The 26528-nt window shown below is 69.8% G+C and carries 21 protein-coding genes and 1 pseudogene; 6 read left to right on the forward strand and 16 right to left on the reverse strand.

Features of this window, described 5'->3' with window-relative positions; genetic code table 11:
• Positions 1 to 31: 31 nt before the first annotated feature.
• The 9 genes and pseudogenes from ABD154_RS15065 to ABD154_RS15100 all read right to left on the reverse strand — a co-directional run bounded on the left by ABD154_RS15065 (position 32) and on the right by ABD154_RS15100 (position 11129).
• Positions 32 to 2776 (reverse strand): aminoglycoside phosphotransferase family protein, encoded by a 2745-nt coding sequence (locus ABD154_RS15065; RefSeq protein WP_198499696.1) that lies wholly within the window; start codon positions 2774 to 2776, stop codon positions 32 to 34.
• Complete coding sequence (locus tag ABD154_RS17990; RefSeq protein ID WP_420093929.1) at positions 2773 to 3558, reverse strand: ATP-binding cassette domain-containing protein; 786 nt, start codon at positions 3556 to 3558, stop codon at positions 2773 to 2775. Before ABD154_RS17990 ends, ABD154_RS15065 begins: the two co-directional genes overlap by 4 nt.
• A 213-nt stretch (positions 3559 to 3771) precedes the next feature.
• Positions 3772 to 4698: pseudogene (locus tag ABD154_RS17995) on the reverse strand (ABC transporter transmembrane domain-containing protein); the annotation flags it as partial.
• Positions 4695 to 5903, reverse strand: coding sequence for a glycosyltransferase family 4 protein (locus tag ABD154_RS15075; protein WP_344251568.1), 1209 nt, complete (start codon positions 5901 to 5903; stop codon positions 4695 to 4697). The pseudogene ABD154_RS17995 and the gene ABD154_RS15075, both read right to left, overlap by 4 nt.
• Positions 5900 to 7117 carry a glycosyltransferase family 4 protein gene (locus ABD154_RS15080; RefSeq protein WP_425546737.1) on the reverse strand — a complete coding sequence of 406 codons (1218 nt, stop codon included), beginning with the start codon at positions 7115 to 7117 and terminating at the stop codon, positions 5900 to 5902. The genes ABD154_RS15075 and ABD154_RS15080 overlap by 4 nt, the downstream gene beginning before the upstream one ends.
• 52 nt (positions 7118 to 7169) lie before the next feature.
• Positions 7170 to 8399: a glycosyltransferase family protein gene (locus ABD154_RS15085; RefSeq protein WP_344251570.1), complete on the reverse strand. Its 1230-nt coding sequence runs from the start codon at positions 8397 to 8399 to the stop codon at positions 7170 to 7172.
• A gap of 153 nt (positions 8400 to 8552) precedes the next feature.
• Positions 8553 to 9212 (reverse strand): response regulator transcription factor, encoded by a 660-nt coding sequence (locus ABD154_RS15090; protein ID WP_137825808.1) that lies wholly within the window; start codon positions 9210 to 9212, stop codon positions 8553 to 8555.
• Positions 9209 to 10723 carry a sensor histidine kinase gene (locus ABD154_RS15095; RefSeq protein WP_344251571.1) on the reverse strand — a complete coding sequence of 505 codons (1515 nt, stop codon included), beginning with the start codon at positions 10721 to 10723 and terminating at the stop codon, positions 9209 to 9211. The genes ABD154_RS15090 and ABD154_RS15095 overlap by 4 nt, the downstream gene beginning before the upstream one ends.
• Positions 10638 to 11129: a hypothetical protein gene (locus tag ABD154_RS15100; protein ID WP_344251572.1), complete on the reverse strand. Its 492-nt coding sequence runs from the start codon at positions 11127 to 11129 to the stop codon at positions 10638 to 10640. The genes ABD154_RS15095 and ABD154_RS15100 overlap by 86 nt, the downstream gene beginning before the upstream one ends.
• Positions 11130 to 11561: 432 nt before the next feature.
• On the opposite strand from ABD154_RS15100, the gene ABD154_RS15105 reads away from it, so the two are divergent.
• Positions 11562 to 12152 carry a DedA family protein gene (locus ABD154_RS15105; protein ID WP_344251573.1) on the forward strand — a complete coding sequence of 197 codons (591 nt, stop codon included), beginning with the start codon at positions 11562 to 11564 and terminating at the stop codon, positions 12150 to 12152.
• Between the two features lie 6 nt (positions 12153 to 12158).
• Here the strand turns inward: ABD154_RS15105 and ABD154_RS15110 are convergent, their stop codons facing one another.
• Both ABD154_RS15110 and ABD154_RS15115 read right to left on the reverse strand, forming a co-directional pair.
• Positions 12159 to 13022, reverse strand: a complete 864-nt coding sequence (locus ABD154_RS15110; protein ID WP_344251574.1) for a shikimate dehydrogenase — start codon at positions 13020 to 13022, stop codon at positions 12159 to 12161.
• 2 nt (positions 13023 to 13024) lie between these two features.
• Complete coding sequence (locus tag ABD154_RS15115; protein ID WP_344251575.1) at positions 13025 to 13816, reverse strand: IclR family transcriptional regulator; 792 nt, start codon at positions 13814 to 13816, stop codon at positions 13025 to 13027.
• An 86-nt stretch (positions 13817 to 13902) separates the two neighbouring features.
• Here ABD154_RS15115 and ABD154_RS15120 point away from each other — a divergent pair, with 86 nt between their 5' ends.
• Together ABD154_RS15120 and ABD154_RS15125 are read left to right on the forward strand one after the other, a co-directional pair.
• Entirely contained in the window at positions 13903 to 15264 is a 1362-nt protein-coding gene (locus ABD154_RS15120) for an MFS transporter (RefSeq protein ID WP_344251576.1), read from the forward strand.
• On the forward strand, positions 15261 to 17183 hold the full coding sequence (locus tag ABD154_RS15125; protein WP_344251577.1) for a bifunctional sugar phosphate isomerase/epimerase/4-hydroxyphenylpyruvate dioxygenase family protein: 1923 nt from the start codon (positions 15261 to 15263) through the stop codon (positions 17181 to 17183). The genes ABD154_RS15120 and ABD154_RS15125 overlap by 4 nt, the downstream gene beginning before the upstream one ends.
• 3 nt (positions 17184 to 17186) lie before the next feature.
• On the opposite strand, the gene ABD154_RS15130 is transcribed toward ABD154_RS15125, so the two are convergent.
• The gene (locus ABD154_RS15130; RefSeq protein ID WP_344251578.1) at positions 17187 to 18029 is read right to left on the reverse strand and encodes a hypothetical protein; all 843 of its coding nucleotides are present in this window, start codon (positions 18027 to 18029) and stop codon (positions 17187 to 17189) included.
• A 242-nt stretch (positions 18030 to 18271) separates the two neighbouring features.
• Between ABD154_RS15130 and ABD154_RS15135 the strand changes: the two genes are divergently transcribed.
• A complete protein-coding gene (locus tag ABD154_RS15135; RefSeq protein WP_198499706.1) occupies positions 18272 to 18589 on the forward strand; it encodes an XRE family transcriptional regulator in 318 nt (105 codons plus the stop codon).
• A 113-nt stretch (positions 18590 to 18702) separates the two neighbouring features.
• Here ABD154_RS15135 and gap read toward each other — a convergent pair whose 3' ends face one another.
• From gap to ABD154_RS15150, 3 genes are all read right to left on the reverse strand, one after another.
• On the reverse strand, positions 18703 to 19701 hold the full coding sequence (gene gap, locus ABD154_RS15140; protein ID WP_198499707.1) for a type I glyceraldehyde-3-phosphate dehydrogenase: 999 nt from the start codon (positions 19699 to 19701) through the stop codon (positions 18703 to 18705).
• Positions 19702 to 20042: 341 nt separating this feature from the next.
• Entirely contained in the window at positions 20043 to 21074 is a 1032-nt protein-coding gene (locus tag ABD154_RS15145; protein WP_198499708.1) for a GlxA family transcriptional regulator, read from the reverse strand.
• A gap of 78 nt (positions 21075 to 21152) precedes the next feature.
• A complete protein-coding gene (locus tag ABD154_RS15150) occupies positions 21153 to 23249 on the reverse strand; it encodes a serine hydrolase domain-containing protein (protein ID WP_198499709.1) in 2097 nt (698 codons plus the stop codon).
• A gap of 413 nt (positions 23250 to 23662) precedes the next feature.
• On the opposite strand from ABD154_RS15150, the gene ABD154_RS15155 reads away from it, so the two are divergent.
• Positions 23663 to 24232 carry an SRPBCC family protein gene (locus ABD154_RS15155; protein WP_344251579.1) on the forward strand — a complete coding sequence of 190 codons (570 nt, stop codon included), beginning with the start codon at positions 23663 to 23665 and terminating at the stop codon, positions 24230 to 24232.
• Between the two features lie 32 nt (positions 24233 to 24264).
• Here ABD154_RS15155 and ABD154_RS15160 read toward each other — a convergent pair whose 3' ends face one another.
• On the reverse strand, positions 24265 to 25812 hold the full coding sequence (locus tag ABD154_RS15160; RefSeq protein ID WP_344251580.1) for an outer membrane protein assembly factor BamB family protein: 1548 nt from the start codon (positions 25810 to 25812) through the stop codon (positions 24265 to 24267).
• A gap of 64 nt (positions 25813 to 25876) precedes the next feature.
• Here ABD154_RS15160 and ABD154_RS15165 point away from each other — a divergent pair, with 64 nt between their 5' ends.
• Positions 25877 to 26509 (forward strand): DJ-1/PfpI family protein, encoded by a 633-nt coding sequence (locus ABD154_RS15165; RefSeq protein ID WP_344251581.1) that lies wholly within the window; start codon positions 25877 to 25879, stop codon positions 26507 to 26509.
• The last annotated feature ends 19 nt before the right edge of the window (positions 26510 to 26528 follow it).

Raw genomic sequence — 26528 nt, forward strand, 5'->3', positions numbered from 1 at the left:
CGTGCCCGGCCGCTGCGCCGGGTCGCCGGCCTCACTCAGCGGCCGCGTCGAGCAGCGCTCCGGTCCGTGCGGCCCATCGCGGGCGGAACGCGTAGACGCAGACCAGCCGGAGGAGGCTCGCGCGTTCATAGAGCCGAAGTCGTGACCGGTCGTATCCTCCCGCCGAGGTGACCCCGGCGATCGCACGGGTGACGGCTTCCGCCTCGGCGGGCGACCAGATCCCCTGCGCGCGCCGCCACGTCGCATGGGCGGACAGGTTGCCGAGGTCGAGTTCGCGCTCACCCCGGCAGGCCGTGTCGACGTCGAGGAGACCGGGTCCTTCAACCGCATCCCACATGAGCTGCTTGTCGTGGAGATCCCGGTGCACTGGCCCCCACCGCAGCGTCCCAGCGGAGTCGCGCAAGCGCGCGGTCACCTCGTCGAGGAGCGGATCGAGGCGCGAGGCGAGGCCGCCGAGCAGACCGTCGGACCGGTCCCGCCACTCGTCGAGGACACCGGCTTCGTCGCCGGCCGTGTGAGTGGGCGTCGAGTCCGGAAGCGCCCGCGCGTCCGCGCGGTCCCATGCACCGAGGCAGTCCGTCCAAGCCCGCTCCCAGTTGACGCCGAGTGCCCTCGGGTCGTGGAGTTCGACCCCGGGGACCCGAGAGAGGTGGACGGTCGCGTCGTCGGCATCGAGCACCCGCGGCAGGGTGAACCCGGCGGTGAAGGCGAGCGCCCTGTCCTGCCCGGCGAGGATCGCAGCGGCCTTTCCGTGGCGCACGCATTTGGCGAAAGTGCCGTCGGCGAGGGCGACGACGGCTCGACGTCCGGGCCGGTGGGAGACGAGCCGGTTGCCGCTCGCGGTCGGGCCGTCGAGGAGCCGCGCGAGGCCGGGGAGGTCCGGATCAGTGCCGGCCGGCAGCAGCGTCACTGCCGGGGTGGGCGGCACGGTCGTTCGGGTGCCGACGGGAGAGAGTTCGCGGGTGTCGCCGGCGTGTGCTGGCTCCCGGGGGTCGCCGCGCGGGGTGTCCCTGGGAGTCGGGTCGAGGAACCCAGCTCGGATGCCGTCGGCTGTCGTCGCTTCGAACGCGATGCGGCCCTTCTTCGCCGGCCACGCCCGGCGGATGTCGACCTCGGTCCCGTCGATGCGGATGGTCGCGGGGATCGGTGCGGAGCCGGCCCGAGCGCTGCGAGTGGACCGAGAGTATCCGGGGGCAACCGGACTTGCCGACAAGCTGCGCCGCGCTCTGTGGGCAGGCCGAGGTCGGTCCTCCAGAGCCTCCTCGGCGAGGTCGAGGTGCCGTTCGGTGTGCTCGCGCCAGGCGGGACGGCAGGTGCGCCAGGGCTCGACCGCAGTGAGGAGCAGCGCCCAGGCCGCCCACACCCCGGCTCCGGCGATCCGTGGCGGATTCGCCGTCAAGGAAGTTGCCGCGCTCGAGGCCGCGGCCGCATCCTCCGACTCCGCCGTCCCGGTGCCGCGGGCCGCGTCCGACTCGGTGCCGGGGGCGGCGTGCGACACGGCGCCAGTGGTGGGGTACGACGTGACTGTGCCGTATCCGCGGAGGAATCCGGTCTCCAGCCCCTGCCCGGCGGTGTCACCGCGCAGACGGCACGCCGCGATCCACCGGCCCAGGTCCATGCCGATCGGTCCGACGCCGGCTCGATCGAGGTCGATCATCCGGAATTCCCCGCCGTCGACGAGGATCTGGTCCGGACTGAGGTCACCATGGATGTCTGAGAGTTCAGTCAGAGCCCGACTCCGGTCGGTCGAGCTCAGCTCTGCGGCGATCGTGCGTGCGAGACGTCCCGCACGTTCGACCTCGGCGAACGGAAGCAGCTGACTCAGCGTGCCCACGGTGTCATCGAGCATCGCACAGGCATCGCCGACGGTGAGAGCATCCGCATTCGGCGCCCCGGCACGGTCGACATCGGCGACAGTGCGCCGGTCGACCATGGCCACGGTGCGGTCGTCCGAGTCGGCGATAGTGCGGCCGTGCAGGACAGCGATGGTGCGGCCGACCGCCTCGGCGATCTGCGCATCCGGGTGCCCGGCGAGGTCGCCATTGCCCCACCACGGCGAGCGCACTGCCGTGGCATCCGCGCCGAGGCGGGTGACCGGCAGAGTGGGCAGCCCATTCCGCTGCCAGTGCTCGGCTGCGGCGAGGAGCCGGTCATAGGGATCCGTGCCGATCCGCACGAATTCGCCGGCGTGTTCGAGGAGGAGGCGCCTGGCCGGGTTGTAGCCGACGACGGTGCACGCCTCGAGGTCGAGGTCACCGCGCACCCGCGCGAGCGATGCCCCGAGCTTCGGATCCGCGAGCACTCCCCCGCTGACAAGGGTGAACTCGCGTGCCTCCGCGGGCCGCTCCTGGGCCGACGCGGCGTCGTGAGCCGCCGACGCAGTGTCATGACCTGCCGACGCGCCACGGTCCGTGACGATGGCGTGGACGTGCAGGGGCTGACCGCGGCGGTCCGCCCGCCGCCGCAGGTTGGCCAGCTTGTCGGCGTCGCTCACCACCGTCGTCCAGCCCCATCCGGCCAGACCGGGCACGCCGTCCCGCCGCCACGCGACGATGGCGCTGCGACCGAGTTTGACGCGCAGCCGCACGGGCCGGGCGGCGAACCCGAGGAGTCGACTGAGCGCCGTCGCCTCGCGCAGGTCATCGAGGAACGGGATCCCTATGGCTGAGGACGCATCGCCAGACGTGGCCCCATCGACGGACGCGGCCGCCGAAACGGCCCGTGCCGTCGGTGTCGCGGCACCGGCAGCAGCGAGGGCTGCGTCGACCGCGGTCATCGGCGGGCTCCGGTTCCCACGACCGGACGGTGCTCCGGCGGTGCGGGGTGAGCGGTCGGCAAGGGTCCGGTCACGGTGCCCGACGCGACGGGGGCGTCCGCCTCGGCGCTCCGTTCCGGGGTCGCTTCCTCCGCCTGATCGCGCAGCCATGCCGCCACCCGCGTCGACGGATCGGCCGCGAGCTCAGCGGGTGAGCCGTCCTCGACGATGCGGCCGTCCTCGAGCCAGACCACGCGGTCGAGGCCGCGGACCATCGCCGCGTCGTGGGTGATGACGATGCCGGTGCGCCCCTCGGTGAGGTCCCACAGCGCCTCCGTCACCTGCGCCCGGGTCGCCGGGTCGAGTCCCGTGCTCGCCTCGTCGAAGACGACGACCGGGGCCGACCGGACGAGGGCGCGCGCGATCGCCAGGCGCTGCCGCTGCCCACCGGAGAGCGTGTCCCCGCGGTTGCCGAGCACCGTGTCATAGCCCTCGGGCAGCTCCCGGATGAACTCGTCGGCACGGGCCGCACGGGCCGCCGCCTCCACCTCGGCGTCGGTGGCGTCGAGGCGACCGTAGCGGATGTTCTCCCGCACGCTGACCGCGAAGAGCACCGACTCCTGGAGGAGGACGGAGACATTGCCGCGCAGGGACGCCCGCGTGACGTTGCGCGTGTCGTAGCCGTCGAGGTAGATGTGCCCGGCGTCCGGCTGACTGAGGCGGAGCAGGTAGCTCGTCAGCGTCGACTTGCCGGCTCCCGAGGCACCGAGGATGCCGATCCTCTCCCCGGCGGGGATGAGCAGGCTGAGGTCGTCGAAGAGGCGACGGCCGTGTCCGTCGCGGGAGGTCACGCCGTCGAAGACGACATCGCCGGCGACGGGTCCCATCGTCACCGCATCGGGGCGGTCGTCGATCTCGATGGGTTCGTCGAGGAGGTCGGCGATGCGCTCCCCCGAGGCGGTGGCCCGGGCGATGCGGCCCGTGTACTTCGCCATGTCGCGCAGCGGCTTCATCGCGATCTTGAGGTAGAGGAGGAAGAGGACGAGGTCGCCCGGGGTCATCGCCCCGCGCAGCACCTGGTAGCTGCCGAACGCGAGGACGAGGGCCTGCGAGACGCCGACGAGGACGTCCGTGGAGCGTTCGAGACCCGCGGCCAGCCGGCGGGCGCGCACCCCGGCCTTGAGCGCGCGTTCGTTGCCGTTGGCGAATTCGGTGGCCACCGTCCCCTCGAGCCCGTAGGCCTGGACCACGCGGATGGCGCCGAGCGCCTCGGCGGCGGATCCGACGAGGTGGCCCTCGCCCTTGCGCGTCGACCGGGAGGCGGTGGTGATCTTCGGGGTCGCGACCCGGGAGAGCAGCCCGTAGACGACGGCGGTGGCAAGCACGATGGCCGAGAGCACCGGGTCGAGGACGACCATGACGACGAGGAGGACGGCGAGGGTGATGACGTTGCCGACGAGCGGCAGCCCCGCGGTCACGGCGACCTCCTGGAGGCGGCCGATGTCGCCGACGAGGCGCTGCGAGGTGTCCCCGATCGACGCCTTCGAGTGGTATTTCAGCGACAGCGCCTGGACGTGGTCGAAGACCCGGGAGCGCAGCTGGGTCGCGACCCGCGCCCCGACGAGGGCGAAGCAGATCGTCGAGGCGTAGTTCGTCACCGCGCGGCCGGCGACGATGACGGCGAGACCGATCGCTGCGGCCACGAGCGTCGTCGCCACCCCGGAGCCGATGCCGAGGCTCGGGGCGATGTCAGCGCCGAGGGCGGCGGTGACGGCGTCGACGGCGATCTTGATCGGCCATGGCTCGAGGATGCGGAAGACGACGTCGGCGAGCAGCGCGGCGAGGCCGGCGAGGATGAGCCACCTGTGCCGGCCGAGGTGGGGGCGGATGATCGTCAGCGTCCGCTTGAGGGCGCTGGCGCTCGGAATGGTTCGGGACGTCATGCGGTCTCCACGAGGACGGGGGCGAGGATGTCACGGCACCGGCTCTCCCAGGAATGGCGGGCGATCGCCTCGGCGCGGGCGGCCTGACCCATCCGCGTCCGCCGGGCGGGATCGTTCAGGAGGGTCTGCAGCGCCGCGGTGAGTTCGGCGGTGTCGTCGGGGGCGACGAGGATTCCGGCGTCCGTGCCGGCGAGCAGCTCGGGGATCGATCCGACCCTCGATGCGACGGTGGGCACCCCGGCGGCGAGGTATTCGTAGATCTTCAGCGGCGAGAAGTAGTTCGGGCCGGCCGGGTACGGGGCGACGGCGATGTCGAAGCGCTGCAGGTAGGCGGGCACGTCAGCCGGGGCGACGGCACCGTGGAAGGTGATGCGGGCTCCCAAGCGGAGGCGCTCGGCCTGGGCGGCGAGCGCCTCGGCCTCAGGTCCGTGCCCGACGATGTCGAGGTGGAACGGCCCCTCGAGGTCCGCGCACGCAGCGAGGAGGCGGTCGGTGCCGTGCCACGGTTTGAGGGTGCCGACGAAGCCGATGCGCACGGGCGCCGGAGCCGACGGGACAGTACCGTGGACGGTCGGAGAAGCGTCGCGGACGGTCGGGTCGGGGGTCTCGGGCGCGTTGCGGTCGGTGGACCCGGGCGCGATGCGGTCGGTGTTGACCCCGTTGGGGACGACGACCACCTCGGCGAGTCCGGGATAGTCGCGCCGCACCCAGCCGGCCACGGCCTCGCTCACGCACACGATCCGCGCGGCCCGCCCGAAGCTCGCGGCGGTCGAGCGCTGCGCATGCTCGGTGTGGACGAGTCCGCGGTGGGTGCGCTGCTCTTCGATGAGCGGCGCGTTGACCTCGAGGATGAGAGGCACGCCGAGGCGGTCGCTGAGCGCCGCGCCCGCGGTCGAGAAGAGCGAGTACCGCTCGTAGACGAGGTCGAAGCCCCCGCGGGTCGCGACGAGATCGGCGAGCAGATCGGAGACCCGCAGCAGCGCGATCTCCCGGCAGCCCCGGTCGAGGCCCGGCGGCAGGTCGAGACGGACGACCTCGAGGTCGGCGAGGTCGCGGGGCATCGCGTCGTCGGTGCGGGTGCAGAACACCGTGACCTCGTGGCCGAGGCGGCGGAAGGCGCGGATGACCTCTTGGGCGTGGACGCTCGCGCCCTTCGTGCCGAAGATCCCGATGCCGGGGTCGAGGAGGATGTAGGCGATTCTCATGAGGCACGCTCCCAAGCGTCGAGGGCATCGCCCCTGCCGATGAGGGCGGCCAGCTCGGCGGCCTGGACTCGGGAGTCGTGGAGGGCGCACACCCGCGCCCGTGCGGCATCGGTGACGGAGGTCAGCGAGGCGGGGTCGGCGACGGCCCGCCGGACCACCTCGGCGACGGCGGCGGCGATCGCTGTCGGATCGGTCCCGTCGACGAGCCACCCGGTCTGACCGTCGCTGACGATCTCGGGCACCGCGGTGACGTTGCCGGCCACGCAGGGGATGCCGGCGGCCATGCCCTCGAGGAGGACGGTCGGCAGTCCGTCGACATTGCCGTCGGAGCCGTCGACGAAGGGGGCGACGAGGACGTCGTGAGTGTCGAACATCTCCCGCACCTCCTGCTGGGTCAGGGCGCCGTGCAGGGTCACGGCGTTGTCGAGTCCGAGTCCGCGCACCTGAGCGGCGAGGTCGGCCTCGAGCGGGCCGGTGCCGACGAGGTCGAGCCGGACCGGCAGCCCCGTGTCGCGGAGGACGGCGAGTGCGGAGAGGAGATGGCCGAAGCCCTTCTTCTCGACGAGGCGGCCGACGGCGAGCAGCGCGGGGACCTCCGCCCGGTCCCGGTGCGGCCGGTACGGGAAGCGGTCGAGTTCGAGGCCGTTGCGCACGACGGTGATCCGCTCGGCGAGCTCGGGCCCGAGGGTCCGGGCGAGGTAGTCCCGGTTGAAGTCGCTGATCGCGATGACATGGTCGGCGGTCGCGGTCTTGCGGGCGAGGTCGGAGGCCTCGACGCTGTTGTGGAAGATGTCCTTCGCGTGCGTCGTGAACGAGTACGGGATGCCGGTGAGCTGGGAGGCGGCGCGGGCCACCGTCGTCGACACCGAGGCGAAGTGGGCGTGCAGGTGGGTGACCCCGTGCTCGCGAGCGAGCCGGGCGACGGTGAGCGCCTGACCGGCGTCGTCGTGGTCGAGGGCGAGGAGCTCGCCGAGGTGGTCGGCGGCAGCGGCGGCGATGCCGGGATCGGCCGTCGCCTCCTGCCAGACCTCCCAGAAGCCGCGGGCGCTCGAGGACCGTCCGATGTGGACGACGGGGGCCTTGACGCGGGCGAGCTCCGGGTGGAAGCGCGCATCGGTGCAGGGGCGCAGCGAGAAGATGACGATGTCCTCTCCGGCGGCTTCCCGGGCGAGGATCTCGGAGACGATGAATGTCTCGGAGAATCGGGGGTACATCTTGAGGACGTAGCCCACGCGCGTGCGGGGGTTCGCCACGGTCAGGGCGGTCTCAGACGGCACAGCGGACCTCCTCGGTCAGCGTCGGACGGGAGTGGGCGAGCGCGGAGACGGCGGGCACGACGGCGGCGTCGATGAGGTCGGCGGCGAGGGCGGCCACGGTGCGCAGGCCGTCGCGGTCGATGTGGTCCCGGGACGACTGCGTCCCGGCGCGGCGGGCGAACCACGCGGTGAGGAACTCCGGCGTCGCCTCGTTCAGGTCGCAGGTGTCGAGGGCTCCGGCGGCGGCGAGCGCCGTGGCCCGCCGGGGCTGCTCCTCGCGGTGGCCGACCCGGGGGACGACGAGCGCGGGGGTGCGGGTGGCCATGACCTCCGAGAGCGTGTTGTAGCCGCCCATGCACACGAGTGCCGCAGCGCGGGCGATGAGTCCGGGCATGTCGGCGGTGTGCCGGAGGATCTGCGTGTTCGGGCGGGCGAGGTCGCGCAGGCGCTCGACCTCGGGCAGGTCCATCTGCGGACCGACGACGACGAGGTGGGTGTGCCCGGGCGGCGGGGTCGCGGCGATCGCGCGTTCGGCGAGGCCCACCCCGTCGGAGCCCCCGCCGAGGCAGGTGAGGACGAAGGGCTCATCGGCGTCCGGCAGCCCGGTGAGGGTCGCGGCCTCCTGCCGGGCGAGCGCGAGGTAGCCGGTCAGCGTCGCGATCTCGGCGAGTTCAGCGGGAACCTCCCCGGTCGCGCGGGGATCGTAGACGGCGGCGTCGCCGTAGACCCAGACCTCGTCGAAGGCCGCGGCGACGCTGCCGGGTCCGCCGACTCGCTCCCACTCGGCGGCGATGACGGAGGGGGCGTCGAGGACCTCGCGGAGGCCGAGCACGGTGCGGGTGCCGCGGGCGCGGACGTGGTCGATCACCTCGGCGAGCTCCCCGGCGACGCCGAAGGGATGCCGGTCGACGATGAAGAGGTCGGGCTGCTGCTGGTCGAGGACGGCGGTGATCGCCGCCGACCGCAGACTGCGCAGCCCGTCCATCGTCGCCGCGAGCGCCCGCGGCGCATAGCCGCCGGGGGCAGGCGTGACGCCGGGGAGGATGACCCAGTCCCAGCCGGTGGGCAGGTCGAAGCGGGCGGCCTCGGGACTGCCGGCGATGAGGAGCCCGCTGACGGGACGTCCGGTGCGCTCGGGCAGCTGCGCGGCGAGCGCGAAGGCGAGCGCCCGATTGCGGCGGAGGTGCCCGAGTCCCAGTGAGTCATGGGAGAAGAGCGCGATTCTCAGGTTCTCTGTCATGGTTCCCAGCTTCGTCGCCGAGATTAAGGCCGAGATGAGACGCAGATGAGAACCGTCTTAGGAACGTTGTTCGAGGTGGGAGGGCTGAAGGGGCCCAACAATGGGATCAGGCTCCTTGTTTCCAGTGGGTGCCCACAGGTTTCGCGGTGCCGCTCAGTCGACGCGGTAGCCGAAGCCTCGGACGGTGGTGACGAAGTCAGAGCCGAGCTTCTTGCGCAGGTAGCCGACGTAGACGTCGACGACGTTGGAGCCGGGGTCGAAGTCGAAGCCCCACACATGGGACAGCAGCTGTTCGCGGGAGAGGACGTTGCCGCGGTTCTTCAGCAGGATCTCGGCCAGTGAGAGTTCGCGGGCGGAGAGGTCGACGACGCGCTCGCGCACCCAGACCTGCCGGCTGAGCAGGTCGATGCGCACGTCCCCGCGCACGAGCTCGGTCGTCGGCGCCTCCTGCACGGTCTCCTTGAGGCGCAGCCGGATCCGGGCGAGCAGCTCACCGAAGCGGAAGGGCTTGATCATGTAGTCCACGGCCCCGGATTCGAGGGCGTAGATCGTGTCCTCGGCGTTGTCGCGGGCGGTGAGGACGAGGACGGGCAGTGTGGGGCGCTGGTCGCGCAGCTGCTCGAGGACGCTGAAGCCGTCGAGTCGGGGCAGGCCGATGTCGAGGACGAGGAGATCGAAGTCCCCGGTGATCGCGAGGTCGCGTCCGGTGAGGCCGTCGGCGGCGATCTCCGTGCTGAAGCCCGCGGCGCCGAGCCCCTTGGCGATGAACGAGGAGATGCGCGCTTCGTCCTCGACGACGAGGATTCTCTTCACTGGCGTCCTTTCGGCAGGGTGAGACGGAACTGGGCTCCCACCTCGGTGGGGTCGAGGGTGACGGTCCCGCCGTGGGCGCGGGCGATCGCGTCGACGATGGAGAGGCCGAGCCCGAACCCGTCGCCGTCGGCGGTTCCGCGGTTGAAGCGGTCGAAGATCTCGTCGGCGATCTCGGCGGGCACGCCCTCTCCGTCGTCGCGGACCCAGAGGTGGACGTCGGTGGCGTCCTCGGAGGCGCCGAACGTGATCGTCTGGCCGGCCTCGGTGTGATCGACGGCGTTCGCGGCGAGTTGGAGGAGCGCCTGGGTCAGGCGCTGGCGGTCGGCGGTGAGGACAGGCAGGTCGGTGATCTCGACCTGCCAGTTCCGCGGACCGAGCCCGGTCGCCTTCGCGAGCACCCCGTGGAGGAGCGCTGAGACGTCGACGGATTCGGGGCGGACGAAGTCGGGACGGCGGGACCGGGCGAGGACGAGGAGCTCCTCGACGAGCCGTGTCATCCTGTCGGTCTCGTCGAGCAGGAGTGCACGGGTCTCGTCGACATCGGCGACGTCCTCGGAGTTCATCGTCTCGAGGTGCCCGCTGAGGATCGTCAGCGGGGTGCGCAGCTCGTGGCCGACGTCGTCGAGGAAGCGGCGCTGGGTCTCGAAGGCCGCTTCGAGCCGATCGAGCATCGCGTTGAAGGTGCGTCCGAGTTCGGCGATGTCGTCGCTGCCGCGCGTCTCGAGCCGGTTGCTCAGGTCGCCGCCGGAGATCGACTGCGCGGTCTGACGCAGCTGGGTGACCGGTGAGAGGAGGCGTCGGGCGAGCACGGAGGAGATCCCGGAGATGATGAGGGCGGCCAGCAGCGCGACGATGACGTAGATCTGCATGAACTGGATGAGGTCGGCGCGGCTGGCGGTGACGTTGTGGACGACGACGAAGGAGCCGTGTTCGCTCGCCGGCGGAGGTGCTCCCCCTGCTGTGTCGTTCGCCGAGGCGACCGCTGAGACGGGGAGGACGTAGCCTTCGTAGTCGTTGCCCTTAAGCCGCAGTTCGATCTCCCCGCCGTCGGTCGCGACCCGCGACACCGCGTCCTCGAGGGCGCGGGAGCCGCCGAGGAGGGTGTCCGGTTCGCCCTGGTAGAGGACGCGGCCGTCGCTGAGGTAGGCGAAAAGCGATTCGTAGGAGTCCGGCTGGTTCTGGGCGAGGAACTGGCTGAGCATCTGGTCCACCGAGGTGAACGGCTGACCGGTCTCGGGGTCGACTCCGGTCTTCGCGAACGACCGCATCTCAGCGACTTCCTGATTCATCGACCCGGAGATCCGATTCGAGACGTTGTTCGACTCGACGGAGTAGAGCACCACGCCGACGATCGTCAGGGCGAGGACGGAGAGGACGGAGACGGCGATCGTCAGTCGGTTCTCGACGGTGAGTCGGATGCGACGATCAGTCGTCGTCATCGTCACCGCCGTCATCGTCGTCATCATCATCGTCGCCGTCGTCATCATCGTCGTCGTCGTCGGCATCGTCATCGCCGTCGTCGCCGTCGGCGGGGACTTCGCGCGGCGGGTTGGGAGCAGGTTCGTACGAGTGCTCGATCTGTCCGGAGCCGCCGCCGGAGCCGCCGCTGCTGCCTCCGCCGTCGGCGCGGCCGGCATCGTCGCCTCCGGACCTGCCGCCGCCGGATCCCGTGCCGCCGCCGGATCCCGTGCCGCCGCCGGATTCGGTGCCGTCATCGACGGAGGTGTCCGGGTCGCCTTCGGCCGCTGCCGCACCATCGGGAGCAGCGGACTCCGCAGAGTTCGGCGAGACCTGGATCGGGGTGAGGTCGGGGGTCTCGGACTGCGAGGTGCTGCGCACGATGATGAACGCGAGACCGGCCAGGACGACGACGAGTCCGGCGACGACCGCGCTGAGCACACTCGATTGCTTCCCCACACCATCAACCCTGCCCAAGGCGCACGCGCTTTGTCGAGCGATCGGCAATGAGAGTCTTCTTAGTCAGCCGGAGTTCATCGTCTGGGCCGCGCAGCTCTTAGGCGCGCAGATGCAGGGCGTGCGATACTGAGAACGCCCCGATTCGAGCCTCACCGAGGAGCCCCCATCAGCGAAGACCGCCGTCCCGACGACGAACTCGCCCGACCGGTTGCCGACCCCGCCGCGGGGTCCGAGGCAGCGGCGACTCCCGAATCCGAGACGCAGGAGTCGGAGGCGCGGGGTTCGGAGACGCAGGCGTCTGAGACGCAGGCGTCTGAGGCGCAGGCCGCGGCCGCTGAGGGCACCCGCAAGGAGAACCCGTGGGCGGCGATCACGCCCTGGCAGGGCAGAGCCAAGCCGCTCGACAAGTTCCTCCTCTTCATCATCATCGGCTTGCCCGTCATCTACCTCGCCCTGCTGCCGCTGCGGCCGTGGATGCTCGTCAACGCACCGGTCCTCCAGGAGTTCATCAACGGCGCGAAGACCGCGATCGTCGCCGCCGGGGCCTATGCCGCCGTCGGGGAGATCCCGCTGTGGCTCGTCATCGTCGCCGGGTTCGTCGGGATGGTGAAGTTCAACTGGGCGTTCTGGCTCGCCGGTCGCCGGTGGGCTGACGGCGTGCTCCGTCTCTTCGCCCAGAACGATCGCCAGCTGGCCCGCATCGAGCGCCTGCGCTCGATTCCCAGTTGGGCGCTCTTCCTCATGACGATGATCGCCCGCTGCCCGGGAGTGCCGGGCACTCTCGTCTACATCGTTGCCGGATGGACGAGGATGCGGTTGTCGCTGTTCCTCATCGCCGACTTCCTCGGGTGCCTGATCTTCACGCTCATCTGGACGATCCTCGGCTATCAGCTCGGCGAGGCGGCCGTCTCCGTGCTCACCGTCATCGACAAGTACTCCCTGTGGGTGACCTTGACGCTCATCGCCGGCATCTTCGTCTTCGCCGTCATCAAGGAGAACCGCAAGGCGAAGTCGCAGGACTGAGCTCGCTCACGACCCGAAGCTGAGGAACGTCTCCCGCATCCGCTGCGGGTCTGCGGTCATGCCGCTGAACAGTGCGAAGGCGTCGACAGCCTGATTCACCGCCATGCCCGACCCGTCGAGGGTGCGGCAGCCGATCGCGCGGGCGTCCCGCAGGAGCTGAGTCTCCAATGGGAGGTAGACGACATCGGCGACCCACAGCTGCGGCCGGAGCAGCGCGGCATCGACGGGACTGCCCGGGTGGGCGCGCATTCCCACCGGGGTGGCGTTGACCAGCCCGTCGGCGACCGACAGAGCGGGTCCGATCTCGCCGAGGGCGACGACCCGCACAGCGTCGCCGACGTCCGCGGCCAGCGCCCGCGCCCGCTCCTCGCTGACGTCGGCGATGACGAGTTCGCCGACTCCCGCCGCTGCCAGCGCGAAGGCGACCGCCCGCCCGGCACCGCCGGCCCCGATCTGCAGGACGCGCTTCCGGTCGGCTCCCGCGAGGCCCGCGTCGAATCCGCGGGCGAAACCGGTCACGTCGGTGTTGTGGCCGCGGGTGCGACGGTCGCGGTCGATGACGACGGTGTTGACCGACCCGATCCTCCGCGCCTCCTCTGACACCTCATCGAGAAGGCTGATCACCTCCTGTTTGAACGGGTGGGTGATGTTGAGCCCGTCGAACCCGAGGCGGATCGCCGCAGTGAGGAGATCCTCGAGAGACGCCGAGGCGACGGCGGGGTGGGCTGTGTCGACAGCCCGGTAGATCGTCGGAACGCCAAGACGAGCCCCTTCGAGCTCGTGCATGCGCGGTGTCCGCGACGCTGTGATGCCGTCGCCGATGAGGCCGAGCAGCAGGGAGCGGACCGGGGTTGTCGCAGGCAGGGACATGATCACCTCGGGAGTCGGGCGGCGATGGCAGCCGCAGTGGTCGTGAGTTCTGGTGTGAGAGCGACGAGGTCCTCGAGTGAGCGCCGGAAGACCGGGGCGGCCAGCGCCAGTGCCGCGAGCAGCCGTCCGTCGAGATCGAGGACGGGGACGGCGACCGCATTCATGCCGATGTCATTCTCCTCCGATTGTCCGGCCCAACCGCGTGAGCGCACTTCGTCGAGCCGCTGACGCAGCTGACCGGGGTCGGTGATCGATCGCGGGGTCCGTGCACTGAGGTCGAGTCGCTCGATGGACGCATCACGGTCGGAATCGTAGGCGAGCATGATCTGCCCCAGGGACGAGGTGTGCAACGGCGAATAGTCGCCGGGATCGGTTGTCGTGCGGAATTGGGGGCCGTCAACGGCCACCACCGTCAGTGCCGCATCACCCCGGCGCACGGACAGAATGCTCGATTCGCCCGTCGAGTCGGTGAGCTCGCGGAGGAGGTCCTTCGTGGCACCGTCGAGTCCACGACGGTGCGCAACCTTCTGACTGAGCCTGAAGACCTCGATGCCGAGCGTGTAGAGCTTCGAGTGCGCATCGAATGATGCGTATCCGGATTCGACGAGGCCGCCGAGCAGTCGATAGGCGGTGCTGAACGGGTAGCCCGTGATCTCAGCGGCCCGCGCGGCACTGATCCCGTCGGAGAATTCGCCGAGGAGTTCGAGCATCTCGAACGTCTTCGTCACGGAGTTCGATCCTTTGGCCGGCATCTGCGTGCCCTTCCTCGTCTGCTGCGCTGACGACTGCGCCATTGACAGTCGGTGTCGCCTCGGTCACACTGTAATCCATAATGTAACAGCAACTGCCATATTGTGGCAATACAACAATGCGAGGAAGCATGGCACACGCGATCGACGAAGCTCGCCCGACTAAGACTCCATTGCGAGCGGCGCTGTCCAGTTGGACGGGTTCAGCGCTCGAGTACTACGACTTCGCGGTCTACGGGACCGCGGCGGCCCTCGTCCTCAATGTCCTGTTCTTCCCCGAGTCGACCGAGCCGGGAATCAGAATCCTCCTGGCCATGGCCACCGTCGGCGTCGCCTACGTCGTCCGTCCGCTCGGCGCCCTCATCATGGGTCCGCTCGGCGACCGCTACGGGCGCAAGTTCGTTCTCATGCTCACGCTGTTCATGATGGGCATCTCGACGTTCATCGTCGGCTGTCTGCCGACCTACGACCAGGTCGGCCTTCTCGCTCCCATCCTGCTCGTCCTCTGCCGCATCGTTCAGGGACTCTCCGCGTCGGGCGAGCAGGCGAGCGCCATCTCCGTCTCCCTCGAACACGCGGCGGAGACCAAACGGTCGTGGACCACGGCATGGACCCTGCATGGGACGCAGTTCGGCACTCTCCTCGCAACCGCGGTCTTCATCCCCTTCACCGCTCTCCTTCCCGACGACCAGCTCTTCAGCTGGGGATGGAGGGTGCCGTTCTGGTTGTCAGCCGTCGTCGTCCTCACCGCCTGGCTGATCCGCCGGGGCCTCGAGGAACCGCCGGCGTTCAAGGCGGCACGGCCCAGCAGCCCACCGCTGCGGGCGGTGTTCACGTGGCACAAAGCCGCAGTCCTGCGCGTCGCGGCGTGCGCGATGGTCAACACCGTGAATATGGTCTTCACTGTCTGGTCGCTGTCGTTCGCCACCTCGATCGTGGGACTTGAGCGCTCGACGATGCTCCTCGTGTCGGTGACGGCCAACGCGGTCGCGCTCCTGGCGATTCCCGTCGCGTCAGCCCTCGCAGATCGCGTCGGCCGCAAGCCGGTCTTCATCATCGGTGCGCTGTGCTCCGGGCTGATGATGTTCCCCTATCTCGGGGCCGTCTCGGCTGGCAACTGGACGCTCATCTTCGTCACCGGCGCGCTCATGGCCGGAGGCTTCTACTCGATGGCCAACGGCATCTGGCCGTCGTTCTACGCAGAGATGTTCCCGACATCCGTCCGCGTCACCGGCCTCGCCCTCGGCACTCAGATCGGATTCGCCGTCTCGGGCGGCCTAGCTCCGGCGCTGGCCTCGGCTGTCGCCGGTGCGTCGGGAGAGAACTGGGTGTCCGTCGCCGCAGTCACAGCCGGAGTGTGCCTCCTCGTCGCCCTGGTCGCGTTGACTGCCGGCGAGACCAAGAACCTCTCGCTCACCGACATCGATGAACGGCACGAAGCGCGGGCCGGGGTCTCAGCAGAACCGTCGGCCCGGACGAAGGAGGAGAAGTGAGGACATCGATCGCCACCGTCTGCCTGTCCGGAACCCTCGAGGAGAAGCTCCGGGCTGCGAGTCGCGCAGGATTCGACGGCGTCGAGATCTTCGAACAGGATCTCATCGTCAGTCCCCTGTCACCGGAAGCGGTCCGGGAACTCGCCGGCGATCTCGGCATCACCCTCGATCTCTACCAGCCCTTCCGAGACTTCGAAGGCGTCGACGAGGAGCAGTTCGCGGCCAATCTCGACCGGGCACACGCGAAGTTCACGCTCATGCGACGCCTGGGGATCGGCACCATGCTGCTGTGCTCGAACGTCGGCACGGCGACGATCTCCGACGACGCCGTCGCAGCGGGGCAACTGCACCGCCTCGGGGACCTCGCCGCGCAGTTCGACATCGACGTCGCCTACGAAGCGCTTGCGTGGGGGCGATTCGTCTCCGAGTACGACCACGCGTGGCGGATCGTGGAGCGAACGGACCATCCCCGCATCGGCACCTGCCTCGACAGCTTCCACATCCTCTCCCGTGACACGGACCTCGACCTTATCTCAGAGATTCCCGGCGAGAAGATCTTCTTCCTGCAGCTTGCCGACGCTCCCGCGCTCACCATGGACGTCCTCAACTGGTCACGGCATCACCGGGTGTTCCCCGGCGAAGGAGCCTGGGACCTGCCGGACTTCCTCGCCCGGGTGGTGGACAGCGGCTACCGCGGCCCGGTGTCGCTCGAGGTGTTCAATGATTCGTTCAGGCAATCCGATTCCGACCGCACGGCCGTCGACGGCCTGCGCTCGCTGCGATGGCTCGAAGCGACGACCGCAGGCCTCCGCGTCGCCGCCGTCGCTCCGGCGGATGGAGACGAGACCGACGGGGAGCAATCCCGTCCCAGTGGCGCCGACGGCTCCCGTGACCGGGGACGGATCGACCTGCGTCAGCTGCCCGAGGTCGCCGAGCCGCACGGCGTGGACTTCGCCGAGATCTCCACGACCGATCTCGGGGCGGTCACCCGTCAGCTTCATCAGCTCGACTTCCGCTTCACCGGGTATCACCGAAGCAAACCGCACGTCCAGCTGTGGCAGCGCGGGAGTGCACGCATCATCGTCTCCGAGATCGACAGCGCCTCGACCGTCCACGCGCTGACGTTCCTTCGCGGCATCGGCTTCTCCGTCAGTGATGCGGAAGCCGCCATGGACCGCGCTTCTCTCCTGCTCGCCGCCGAAGTGCCGAGGAGGCAGACGCACGATGACGCGGTCCTGCGCGGGGTGTTCGCACCCGACGGGTCTGAGGTCTTCTTCCACACCGACTGCGGAGACACCCCCGGGTGGACTGCAGAGTTCGGCACCGTAATCGACGACCGCCGGTCCGCGATCGATCACATCAACCTCTCGCAGCCCGCACAGCACTTCGACGAGGCAGTCCTCTTCTACACCTCGCTCCTCGACCTCCGCGCCCAGACCGCTCAGGAGGTGCCGAGCCCCACTGGCCTGGTTCGCTCCCAGGTCATGTCGAACGCGGACGACTCCGTGCGCATGCCGCTCAATGTCGCACCCCAGGCAGCCACCGGATCGAAGCTCGGCGGTCTCTCGCCGACCGTGGCCGCCCACCACCCCGAACACATCGCGATCTCCTGCGACGACATCTTCGACGCCGCCTCGACCGCGAGAGCACGCGGCCTGGACTTCCTCGTCATCCCCGACAACTACTACGACGATCTGGACGCACGATTCGCTCTGCCCGCGGACCTGCTCGCGCGCCTGCGCGATCATCACGTCCTCTACGATCAAGACGCGCACGGTGAGTTTCTCCACTTCTACACGTCGACGACCGGTGCCGTCTTCTTCGAGATGGTGCAGCGAACGGACGATTACTCAGGGTTCGGAGCTCCGAACGCGCCGGTGCGCCTGGCGGCCCAGCATCGCCTCAGCTCTCCCCTCTGACCCTCACACCTTCGCCTCGGCGAGCACCGCGTGCGGCTCAGTCACCGCCAGGATCCTCCGGTGCGCCGCCTGCCAGACGAGCCGTCCGACCTCGCCGGCGCCGAGACCGAGGAGCCCGGCCGCCTCGGCGATGAGTTCTCGCGCCTCGTCGGGCTGCAGGGTCCCGCAGTTCGGAGATTCCGCGTCCGCCGGGGAAGCGCCGTCACCGGTTCCCACCGGATCGCCGACGTCGGGGTCAGCGCCACTCTCGGCACCGGAGGACACCGCATGGCCGGCATCGCGTTCAGCATCGTCGGCGACAACCTCGGTGAGGTACCGGAGGACGGCGCGGTCCGGTTGGAGATGATCGGACCCGGCCAGGGCGAGCAGATGGAAGTACGTCACGGCCGAGCTCTGGCTCGGCAGGGTCCGCCACGCGCTGATGACGGCGTTGTCGGCCGGATCCGCAGCGACCGCGGAGAGCAGATCGGGGACCGTCTCGATGTCGAGGTCGGCCATGAGCCGGGTCGCCTGGTTGACGACCTCCGCCTTGAGCGGTGCCCCGGGGTGCGTGTTCGCGGGTTTGAGATTGTGGGCAACGGTCTCCGCCCACGCTCGCGGTCCGCCTGCGGCAGCGACCGAGTAGCGCAGGGACTTCGCGCCGTCGACGAACCCGTGCCGGGCGACGTACCGGGCGATGATGTGCGCAACCGCCGTGGGATGGGACCCGGTCGCATAGATCGCATCGATGAGGCAGAGTGCGAGGCTGGCGGGATAGCCGATCGGCGGCCTCTCCCCCGGCACGCCATCGACGAGCCCTCGGCAGTGCTCGACCAGTCGGCGGACGCTGTCGGTCGTGATCTCCATTGGTCTGACCTTCCGTCAGGCACCGCGGGTGCGGTGCGTCGGTCCTGACCCCTGCGGCCAGGAAGGTGACGTCGACGGTAAGCGACGGCACTGACACGACATGATCCAGCGTGATTCGAACGTCAATGAATGACGGATTCACTGACACATGAATATTCTGCGGCTTCGCGGCCTCGCGGACGGTCTCACCAGGGGTGACAGCCGCCTTGGCAGTCTCCTCGTCCGTCTGGCAGGGTTAGGGCATGAGCAGCGAAGAGATCATCATCGACGGCCCCCTCGCCCGAGCCGCCCGCATCCTGTGCCAGGTCTCGGCGAAGGATGTGGCCGATCAGGCCGAGATCGAGAAGGCCGACCTCAAGGACTACGAGAAGTGCCGCGACGATCTCACCGCGGAACAGGAGCGGCGACTCATCCTCGCCCTCGAGCACTACGGTGCGCGCTTCATCCCCGATGACAGCGACGGCGGCTACGGTGTGCGCCTGAAGTTCAACCGCCTCAAGGTCCGCGCCGTCGAACGCTGGGAGAACGAAGGCGGAACTCCGGGCGCCGACGACGTCTGAGCCCGGAGACGAGTCCGGTCGCCGCTGGCTCGCAGGCAAAGACCGGCAGTGACAGACAGAGTGGGGCGCTCCTCGATTCCGAGGAGCGCCCCACTCTGCTCTGGTGACCTCAGTCAGCTGCGGCCGATGAACTCGAGGTTGTCGACGACGCGGTTGGAGAAGCCCCACTCGTTGTCGTACCACGCGACGACCTTGACGTGGCGGCCGTTGTCGACGCGGGTGAGCTCGGCGTCGAAGATCGACGACGCCGGCTGACCGACGATGTCGCTCGAGACGACGGGCTCCTCTTCGTAGTCGAGGATGCCGTTGAGCGGACCGTCGGCGGCGGCACGGTAGGCGGCGAGCACCTCGTCGCGCGTGACGTCCTTCGAGACCGTGGCGTTGAGCTCGACGATCGAGCCGACGGGCACCGGCACGCGCATCGCGTCACCGCTGAGCTTGCCGTCGAGCTGCGGGAGGACGAGGCCGATCGCCTTCGCCGCACCCGTCGAGGTCGGGATGATGTTCGCCGCAGCTGCCCGCGCCCGGCGCGGATCCTTGTGCGGGCCGTCCTGGAGCACCTGATCACCGGTGTAGGCGTGGACCGTCGTCATGAAGCCGTGCTCGATGCCGGCGAGGTCGTCGAGGACCTTCGCGAGCGGCGCCAGGGCGTTCGTCGTGCACGAGGCGTTCGAGATGATCGTGTGCTCGGGCGAGTAGGCCTCCGAGTTCACACCGTAGGCCAGCGTCACATCGGCACCCTTCGACGGGGCGCTGACGAGGACCTTCTTCGCTCCGGCATCGAGGTGCGCACGGGCCTTGTCCGCCTTCGTGAACCGGCCGGTGGCTTCGAGGACGATGTCGATGTCGAGGTCGCCCCACGGCAGCTTGGCCGGATCCTTCTCCGCGAAGACGCGGATCGAATGCCCGTTGACGACGATGCTGTCGCCGGAGACCTCGACGGTGCCGGGGAAGCGGCCGAGCGTCGTGTCGAACTTGAGCAGGCGAGCCAGCTCTTCGAGGTCACCGAGATCGTTGATCGCGACGACGTCGATCTCGCTGTTGCGCTCGCTGAGGGCGCGCAGCGTGGCGCGACCGATGCGACCGAATCCGTTGATGGCGATGCGAGTCAATGTCACTCCTTGGGAGGGTCTGATAACCGTTACATCACCATGATGGCGACTTCTCGCGCGCGCCAACAGTGGCCAGAGCGACAGTCTGCGAAAGGTTCTTGCCAGACTTATTGCCAGATACTGAAAGAATCCAGCCAGTGGTCGCGGCGCGACGGCCAACTGTCCCGGCGCGACGGACGGCGGGAGCTGCTCGACTGTCGGCGCGAGCGACTCCAGGACGAAATGGACAGATTTTTCTGCCGATTCTCTGTCCAGATCGTCCTGAAGTCGGGGGCGCGGGAGGCGGCGTGGGGCGATGCACGGGCGCGGTCGGCGCGGGGGCACTCACCTCACCCGGCGCCTCACCCGGAGAAGGTGTGCCGGTATTCGTTCGGGGAGATCGAGAGGATCCGCTGGAAGTGCATCCGGAGGTTCGCCCCGGTGCCCAGCCCCACCTGGTCGGCGATCTGCTCGATGCCGAGGTCGCTGTTCTCCAGCAGCTCGCGGGCGAGGTCGACCCGGGCTCGGAGCACCCACTGCATCGGCGTGTACCCGGTGTCCTCGACGAACCGCCTGGAGAACGTGCGCACCGACACTCCGGCGTTCGCCGCGAGCTGGGCGAGCGTGAGCTCCTCTCCGATGTGCTGGAGCGCCCACTGCCGGGTGTCGGCGAAGACGTCGCCGAGCGGTTCCGGAACGCTGCGCGGCACGTACTGCGCCTGGCCGGCGCTCCGATACGCGGCCGCGACGAGCCGCCTCGCCACCTGGTTGGACAGCCCGACTCCGTGATCGCGGCGGATGAGGTGGAGGCAGAGGTCGATCGCCGAGGCGGCCCCCGCCGAGGTGAGCAGCTGCCCTTCGTCGATGAAGAGGACGTTCTCGTCGACGTCGATCGTCGGGTACCGGCGGGCGAGCGCCAGCGCCGTCGACCAGTGCGTCGTCGCGCGCCGTCCGGAGAGCAGTCCGGTGCGGGCGAGGACGAAGGTGCCCGTCGAGAGCGCCGCGATGCGTGCCCCGCGTTCGAATGCCGACAGGAGTGCACCGACGACGGCTGCGGACGGTTCCCCGTCGACCACCGAGGCGGCGCCCGGGATGAGGATCGTGTCCGCCTCGGTGAGTGCGTCGAGTCCCCGATCGATCGCGTAGGCCAGCCCATCGGCGCCGGTGACCGTGCCGTCGTCGACACCGCACACGGTCACCGAGTACGGCCACTCCCCTGTCGTCGTCGACGCCGATCCGGTCGCCGTGGACGGGGTATTCGACTCGGCGCCGAAGACCTGCACGGGCACGCCGAGGTCCATCGCGGAGACCCCGTCGAGGGCGAGGATCGCGATCCGGTGAGGCGCGGCCGCACTGGGGCGGCGCTGAGGAGAAGAGAGGGCGTCGGCAGTCATCGTGTCACCCAGTCTAGGCACGCAGGAGGCTTCGTTCGGTCTCGCTCGGGACCGGACGGCGCTGTGCCGTGAGGGCTGTCAGTATGCGTACCCGCCGGGAATGATGCCCGGCACGGCGGCGACGCCGACGCCTCCGCCGACGGCATTGCCGTTGCCGACGAGCAGTCCCGCAGCCGTTCCCGCGGCGCCGTTGCCGGCAGGCGATCCCGCACCCGAGGCCGCCGGACCTGCCGGCCCGCTGGTTCCGGGATTCGGAGTCTGCTCAGCAGTCCCGGGCACAGCCGGGCGCGGAACCTCGGCGGCGTGGACCTCGGCGGCCGGTGCCGCCCCACCACCCGGCGCATCGGGATCGGCACCCGGAACCGAGGTCGCCGGTGTGCCGGTCGGCGCGCTGCCCGGCGCACCGGCGGGACCAGCCGGAGTCGTTGCGGGAACCGCCTCCGCGGCCGGTGCGCCGACCGCGGCCCCACCGACCGCCGCACCGAATCCATCGGTCAGCGGTCGGGTGTGGACGGGTTGGCCGGTCACCGTGGTCGGCGTCGGCGGGACGACGTCGAGGGGCACCGCCTCGGTGATCGCCTCGAACATCGCCAAGGTCCCGTGCTGGGCGGCGAGGCTGACCGGTTCGGGGTCATGGGCGAGCTTGACGCCCACGGTCTGCGTGGCCCGGTCAATATAGAGCATCTGGCCGTGGATGCCGATGCCGATGACGACGTCGCGGCTGGCCGAGGGCACCCAGAACTGGCTGCGATACATCCCGCCGGGGTAGGACTGGGCGGAGGCGGAGTCCGCGAAGACCTGAGTCGAGTCAGGGCCGCCTGAGAAGATGTCGTCGATCCAGGCCTGCGAGACCACGCGCGTGCCGTCGACGGTGACCCCGCCGCGGGCGATCATCTCGCCGAAGCGTGCGAGGTCGCGCAGGGTCGTGCTGATCGCGCCGTCGGCGATCGACCCGCCCCAGCGGTCCTGGCAGACCTGGGCGGCGTGGGCCGCACCGACCCGGGACCATACGAATTCGCTGGCCACGACGGCGAAGGGGCGGCCGACGACGTTCTCGCAGACCCAGGCGAGCACGTCGGTCTCACAGCTGCGGTAGACGAAGGACGAGCCGTGTTCGCGCTCCTTCGTCAGTCCGGTGAGGAAGGCCTTGATGCCGTTCGCCGAGGAGGGCGTCCGCGGCGCGAAATCGACGGCCTCGAACAGCGCACGGATCTCCGAGCCCTTCGTCAGGTACTCCTCGGAGAACTTCACGCCCGAGCGCATGTCGAGGAGATCGCGGACCGTGGCACCGGCGTAGCCGCTCTCGGACAGGGCGGGGATGTGGGTGGTGACGAGGTCGTCGACGCTGAGCAGGCCCGCGTCGGCGAGCGCGCCGACGACGATCGAGACGATCGACTTGGAGACGGAGAAGAGCATGTGGCGGCGGGCCGGCTTCATCGGCCACGCGTACTCCTCGGCGATGGCGACACCGCCGCGGGTGACGAGCCAGGCGTCCGTGTACGTGCCCTCGAGGACGTCGCCGACGGTCGACCAGCCCTCGTCGTCGGCCGCCGTCCACTTCTTCGCGTCGATGCCCAGCGACCGGAAGTCGTGCTCCTGGGTGACGTATTCGCGCACCGGTCCGATGCCGCGGGGGATCCCTGCGCTGGGGAAGATCTCCTCCATCCGGGTGAGCGCGAACGCAAAGTACTCCGGCCACTTCCAGGAGTCGAGGTCGATGCTCTCGAGGATCGCCTCGGAGGGGTCGACGATCGCGTCCTCGCTCGCCGAGGTGAGCTCCCCGACGTGCGGCAGCGCCGGCCGATTCGGGCCCGCATCCCCGTGGTCCGCGCCGGAGTCGTCCGGTGTGCGGCCGTCCCCGGAGCTGCCATCCCCGGTGTCGTCCGGTGCGCGGTCTTCCCCGGAGCTGCCGGTGCCGTGACCCGAAGATGCGGTACCGGTGCCGTCGCTGGGTGCCGCCGGACCCTCGCCTGGTGCCGCCGGACCCTCGCCGAGGCGGTCGTCGCCCGTGCGCGGGGACCGCTGCGAGTCTGTCGGGGAGTCGGTTCCGTCGGCGCGCTCGGCAGCGCTGTCCCTGTCCGTGTCGATCCCCTTGGTGTTGCCGGACAGAGCCCCGATGCGTCGGGTTGCGGGATTATGAGTCAGGCTGTGGAGCACCTTCTTCATATCCGCCATCTCTGCCTCCGTCAGTCGTCTTGTGCACGGTTGAGCCTACCTGTCGCACATGGACGACAACAGTCTTTCCGGTGTCCAGACGCGCTCATCCGCACCCCGCCTCGGCCCCGTCACCCCTGTCACCAGGCGGGACTCAGCCTGTGGTTACTCTGCAGTTATTCAACTTACAACCATCGGCCATCCGGTGTTCAAGTCATGGTCGTTCAGGTCACTGCCATTCAGGTCACGGTCGTCCGCATTCACGTCCCGACCGGCTGGGCCGATCACACCGGCGAGTCGAACCGCAGCGGGAGCGCAGTCGGCGAACGGAACCGCAGCGGGAGCGCAGGCGCTGAGGCTCCGCACCGGGCGCACGCATCGGCTAGTCTCATGGGCAGAAGGAAGTCGACGACGACGTGAGGAGCTCACCGCCAATGCCGCTCAGAGAACTCAGCGCCGACAGCTCAGCCGACACCCTCACCATCGCCTGGGAGCTGCCCGCGTCACCGGAGACGGTGTGGGCGCACCTGCAGAACGTCGAGACGATGAGCGAATGGCTCGGCCGTCCACTGACCTTTGACAGCCGCGTCGGCGGTGAGATCATCATCGACCACGACGACAGCTACCTCTGCCGCTCCGAGGTCCTCACCGTCGACGGTCACAGCGCCGAGCTGACGTGGTCGTTTCCCGACGAACCGACGAGCCGCGTCGCGGTCTCCGTGACGGCCGCAGCGCCGCCGACCGACCGCGGCCCCGCTCCGCAGGCTGCCGAGGCCCAGAATGCCGCGGCCCGCACCGCCGAGGCTCCTCCCGCCGCGGACGCACCATCGGTGCTCGTGCTGCGCCATGCCGGACTCGGCGATCTCATCGACTCCTACCGCACCGGGTGGATCGCGCACCTCTCCTTCTTCGAGGCGTCCCTGGCCGGCACTCCCCTGCCGTCGTCGCAGTTCTGGCCGCTCTGCGCGACCGTCGATCGCCTCCTCGAACGCGGGGACGGCTGAGCGCCAGCGGGTCGACCGCCTCGGCGGCATTCCTACCGGTCGATGACAGCCCACATCGTCGTCGACCGCTCACCGCTGACCAGGGCGAACCGCGAGCCGGAAGTCAGCATCGCGAATTCGGGCGCCGGGTGCTCGGACACCATCCTCCCGGTGGCAGCGTCGTAGAAGCTCGTCGTCTGCGCATCCGTGACGACGGCGAGACCGAGCTCGGGAAGCACTCCCTGACCACCCCACGTGGGGCCGGAGTCGACGGTCTCCGCAGTCGAGGACACGGGGGCACGGGTCGCCGGGGCACCCGCTGTCCACGCAGTCTCTCCGGTCGCCGCGTCGAGGGCCATGACGCTCGTATCGAGTCCCGGCACGACGACGAGCGCCCGCTCACCGGCGTCGACGGGCACCGACTGCGGTGCGCCGGGCAGTCCGATGACGTCGAGTGCGGTCTCCGGCGCATCGGCGAACCACCCCTGCGGTCCCCCATCCGAACCCTGGTACTTGATCGCCGAGGCGAAGAGCTCGGTCTCCACGCACGTCGGCTGACCGACGGCGGTGAACTTCACGTCGGCCGCGCAGACGGGATCGACCGTGTCGGTCATCGCCGCCTCAGCGGCGCCGTCACCGACCTCGAGCACGGTGCCGTCGGTGGGCTCGAGCCCCGTGGACACCGTGAGATCGGCGGCGCGCGTGATCATGGAGCTGAAGGGATCGTCGGGGTCCTCGGCGCCGTAGACGTAGATGAGCGCCTGCGGGTCGGCCGTCGGATAGACGTCGTAGTGGTCCGCGCCGGAGTCGTCGGCTTTCCGCACCTCGTTCAGGGACACCGTGGCGTTGGCTCCGGTGCTCAGGTCGATCCGTGAGAGCACCGAGTCCTCCCCGTCGGCGCTGGCCGATGCCCGCCCGTCGGCGAACGAGAGGTACCCGACGGAGCGATCGGGTGAGATGTTGACCTCGGTGCCTCCGAACATCCTGGCCTGCGGTCCCGTCGACAGTGCCGGCCACGCCTCCTTTCCCGTGGCTGGGTCGAGTGCGATGACCGCGACGCTGCCGTCCTCGCTCGTCGGTGTGCACCCGGGTTCGTCAGCGACGCCGAGGTAGGTGAGGAGCAGGAGGTCACCCTCGCCGAGGCGGGGGCTGACTCCCGTGGTCTGGGAGCCGAACGACTCGGGACGGTGGCAGGACCGGGCGTCCCCGGGGATCGCATACGACCACTGCTCGCTGCCGTCGGCCCACGCGTAGGCCGTCGTCGTCCCCGTGTAGTCGTGGACGATGACGGAGTCGCCGGCCGAGTACGCCTCGGCGCCGCCGCGTTCGTCGTCGATGACGGCGTCCATGCTCCACAGCTCGGTGCCCTGCGCATCGATGGCCCGCAGCTTCTGCGCGCTCCAGTCGGTGATGAGTGCCCGACCGACTCCGTCATCGACGACGAGCGCGGCCGGGTAGTCGAGCTCGATCGGCTCGGCGAGCTCGGGGGTGGTCGTCGGCGTCGGCGAGGGATCGGCGCTCGGCCGGCCCGGGGTGCAGCCGGCGAGCAGCAGCGCCGCGGCGACGAGGGCGAGGACAGGGCGGCGCATCGGTGAGGTCATGGACAGATCATAGGTCACCTGTAGTCTCGTGGTTCGTGTCACCCCTCGCCGCTACGATGGCCCCATGAGCACCGAGGCACCGACATCGCGCAGCGTGGGCATCCTCCTCTTCGACGGCTTCGAACTCCTCGACGTCTTCGGTCCCGTCGAACTGCTCAGTGTGCTGCCCGAGGAGTACCGGATCACGTACATCGCCCCTGAGGTCGGGCCGGTGCGCAGCAGTCAGGGCGCCGAGGTGGTCGCCACTCAGTCGCTGTCCACGGCCCCCTCACCCGACATCGTCCTCGTCCCCGGCGGGAACGGCACCCGGCGGCTCGTCACCGACCCCGGGTTCCTTGCCCTCCTGTCCACGTGGGCGCGCGCCTCACCGCTGGTCACCTCGGTGTGCACTGGGTCGGCTGTGCTCGCTGCCGCCGGTCTCCTCGACGGGTATCGGGCGACGTCGAACAAGCTGGCCTTCGCGTGGGCGTCATCGCAGGGCGACGACGTCACCTGGGTGCCGCACGCGCGCTGGGTCGAGGACCGTGACCGCTGGACGTCGTCGGGGGTGGCGGCGGGGATGGACATGACCGCCGCCCTCATCGCGCAGCTCTCCGGCGCCGAGGCGGCTGCCGAAGCCGCCCGGTACGTCGAGCTCGAGGTCCACTCCGACCCGGACTGGGATCCCTTCGCCGAGCACTACGGTCTCGGGCGCTAGCTCACGGCAGCGCTGGGCG

It is taken from the genome of Brevibacterium sanguinis (genome assembly GCF_039528855.1).
In the GTDB taxonomy this organism is placed as follows: Bacteria; Actinomycetota; Actinomycetes; order Actinomycetales; family Brevibacteriaceae; genus Brevibacterium; species Brevibacterium sanguinis.

Excerpts from the sequence above, each read along its gene's own strand:
- ABD154_RS15065 (WP_198499696.1), bottom strand. The coding sequence starts at position 2,776 with ATGACCGCGGTCGACGCAGCCCTCGCTGCTGCCGGTGCCGCGACACCG.
- ABD154_RS15075 (WP_344251568.1), bottom strand. The coding sequence starts at position 5,903 with ATGAGAATCGCCTACATCCTCCTCGACCCCGGCATCGGGATCTTCGGC.
- ABD154_RS15080 (WP_425546737.1), bottom strand. The coding sequence starts at position 7,117 with ATGTACCCCCGATTCTCCGAGACATTCATCGTCTCCGAGATCCTCGCC.
- ABD154_RS15085 (WP_344251570.1), bottom strand. The coding sequence starts at position 8,399 with ATGACAGAGAACCTGAGAATCGCGCTCTTCTCCCATGACTCACTGGGA.
- ABD154_RS15095 (WP_344251571.1), bottom strand. The coding sequence starts at position 10,723 with ATGACGATGCCGACGACGACGACGATGATGACGACGGCGACGATGATG.
- ABD154_RS15110 (WP_344251574.1), bottom strand. The coding sequence starts at position 13,022 with ATGTCCCTGCCTGCGACAACCCCGGTCCGCTCCCTGCTGCTCGGCCTC.
- ABD154_RS15115 (WP_344251575.1), bottom strand. The coding sequence starts at position 13,816 with ATGGCGCAGTCGTCAGCGCAGCAGACGAGGAAGGGCACGCAGATGCCG.
- ABD154_RS15120 (WP_344251576.1), top strand. The coding sequence starts at position 13,903 with ATGGCACACGCGATCGACGAAGCTCGCCCGACTAAGACTCCATTGCGA.
- ABD154_RS15130 (WP_344251578.1), bottom strand. The coding sequence starts at position 18,029 with ATGGAGATCACGACCGACAGCGTCCGCCGACTGGTCGAGCACTGCCGA.
- ABD154_RS15135 (WP_198499706.1), top strand. The coding sequence starts at position 18,272 with ATGAGCAGCGAAGAGATCATCATCGACGGCCCCCTCGCCCGAGCCGCC.
- ABD154_RS15145 (WP_198499708.1), bottom strand. The coding sequence starts at position 21,074 with ATGACTGCCGACGCCCTCTCTTCTCCTCAGCGCCGCCCCAGTGCGGCC.
- ABD154_RS15150 (WP_198499709.1), bottom strand. The coding sequence starts at position 23,249 with ATGGCGGATATGAAGAAGGTGCTCCACAGCCTGACTCATAATCCCGCA.
- ABD154_RS15155 (WP_344251579.1), top strand. The coding sequence starts at position 23,663 with ATGCCGCTCAGAGAACTCAGCGCCGACAGCTCAGCCGACACCCTCACC.
- ABD154_RS15160 (WP_344251580.1), bottom strand. The coding sequence starts at position 25,812 with ATGACCTCACCGATGCGCCGCCCTGTCCTCGCCCTCGTCGCCGCGGCG.
- ABD154_RS15165 (WP_344251581.1), top strand. The coding sequence starts at position 25,877 with ATGAGCACCGAGGCACCGACATCGCGCAGCGTGGGCATCCTCCTCTTC.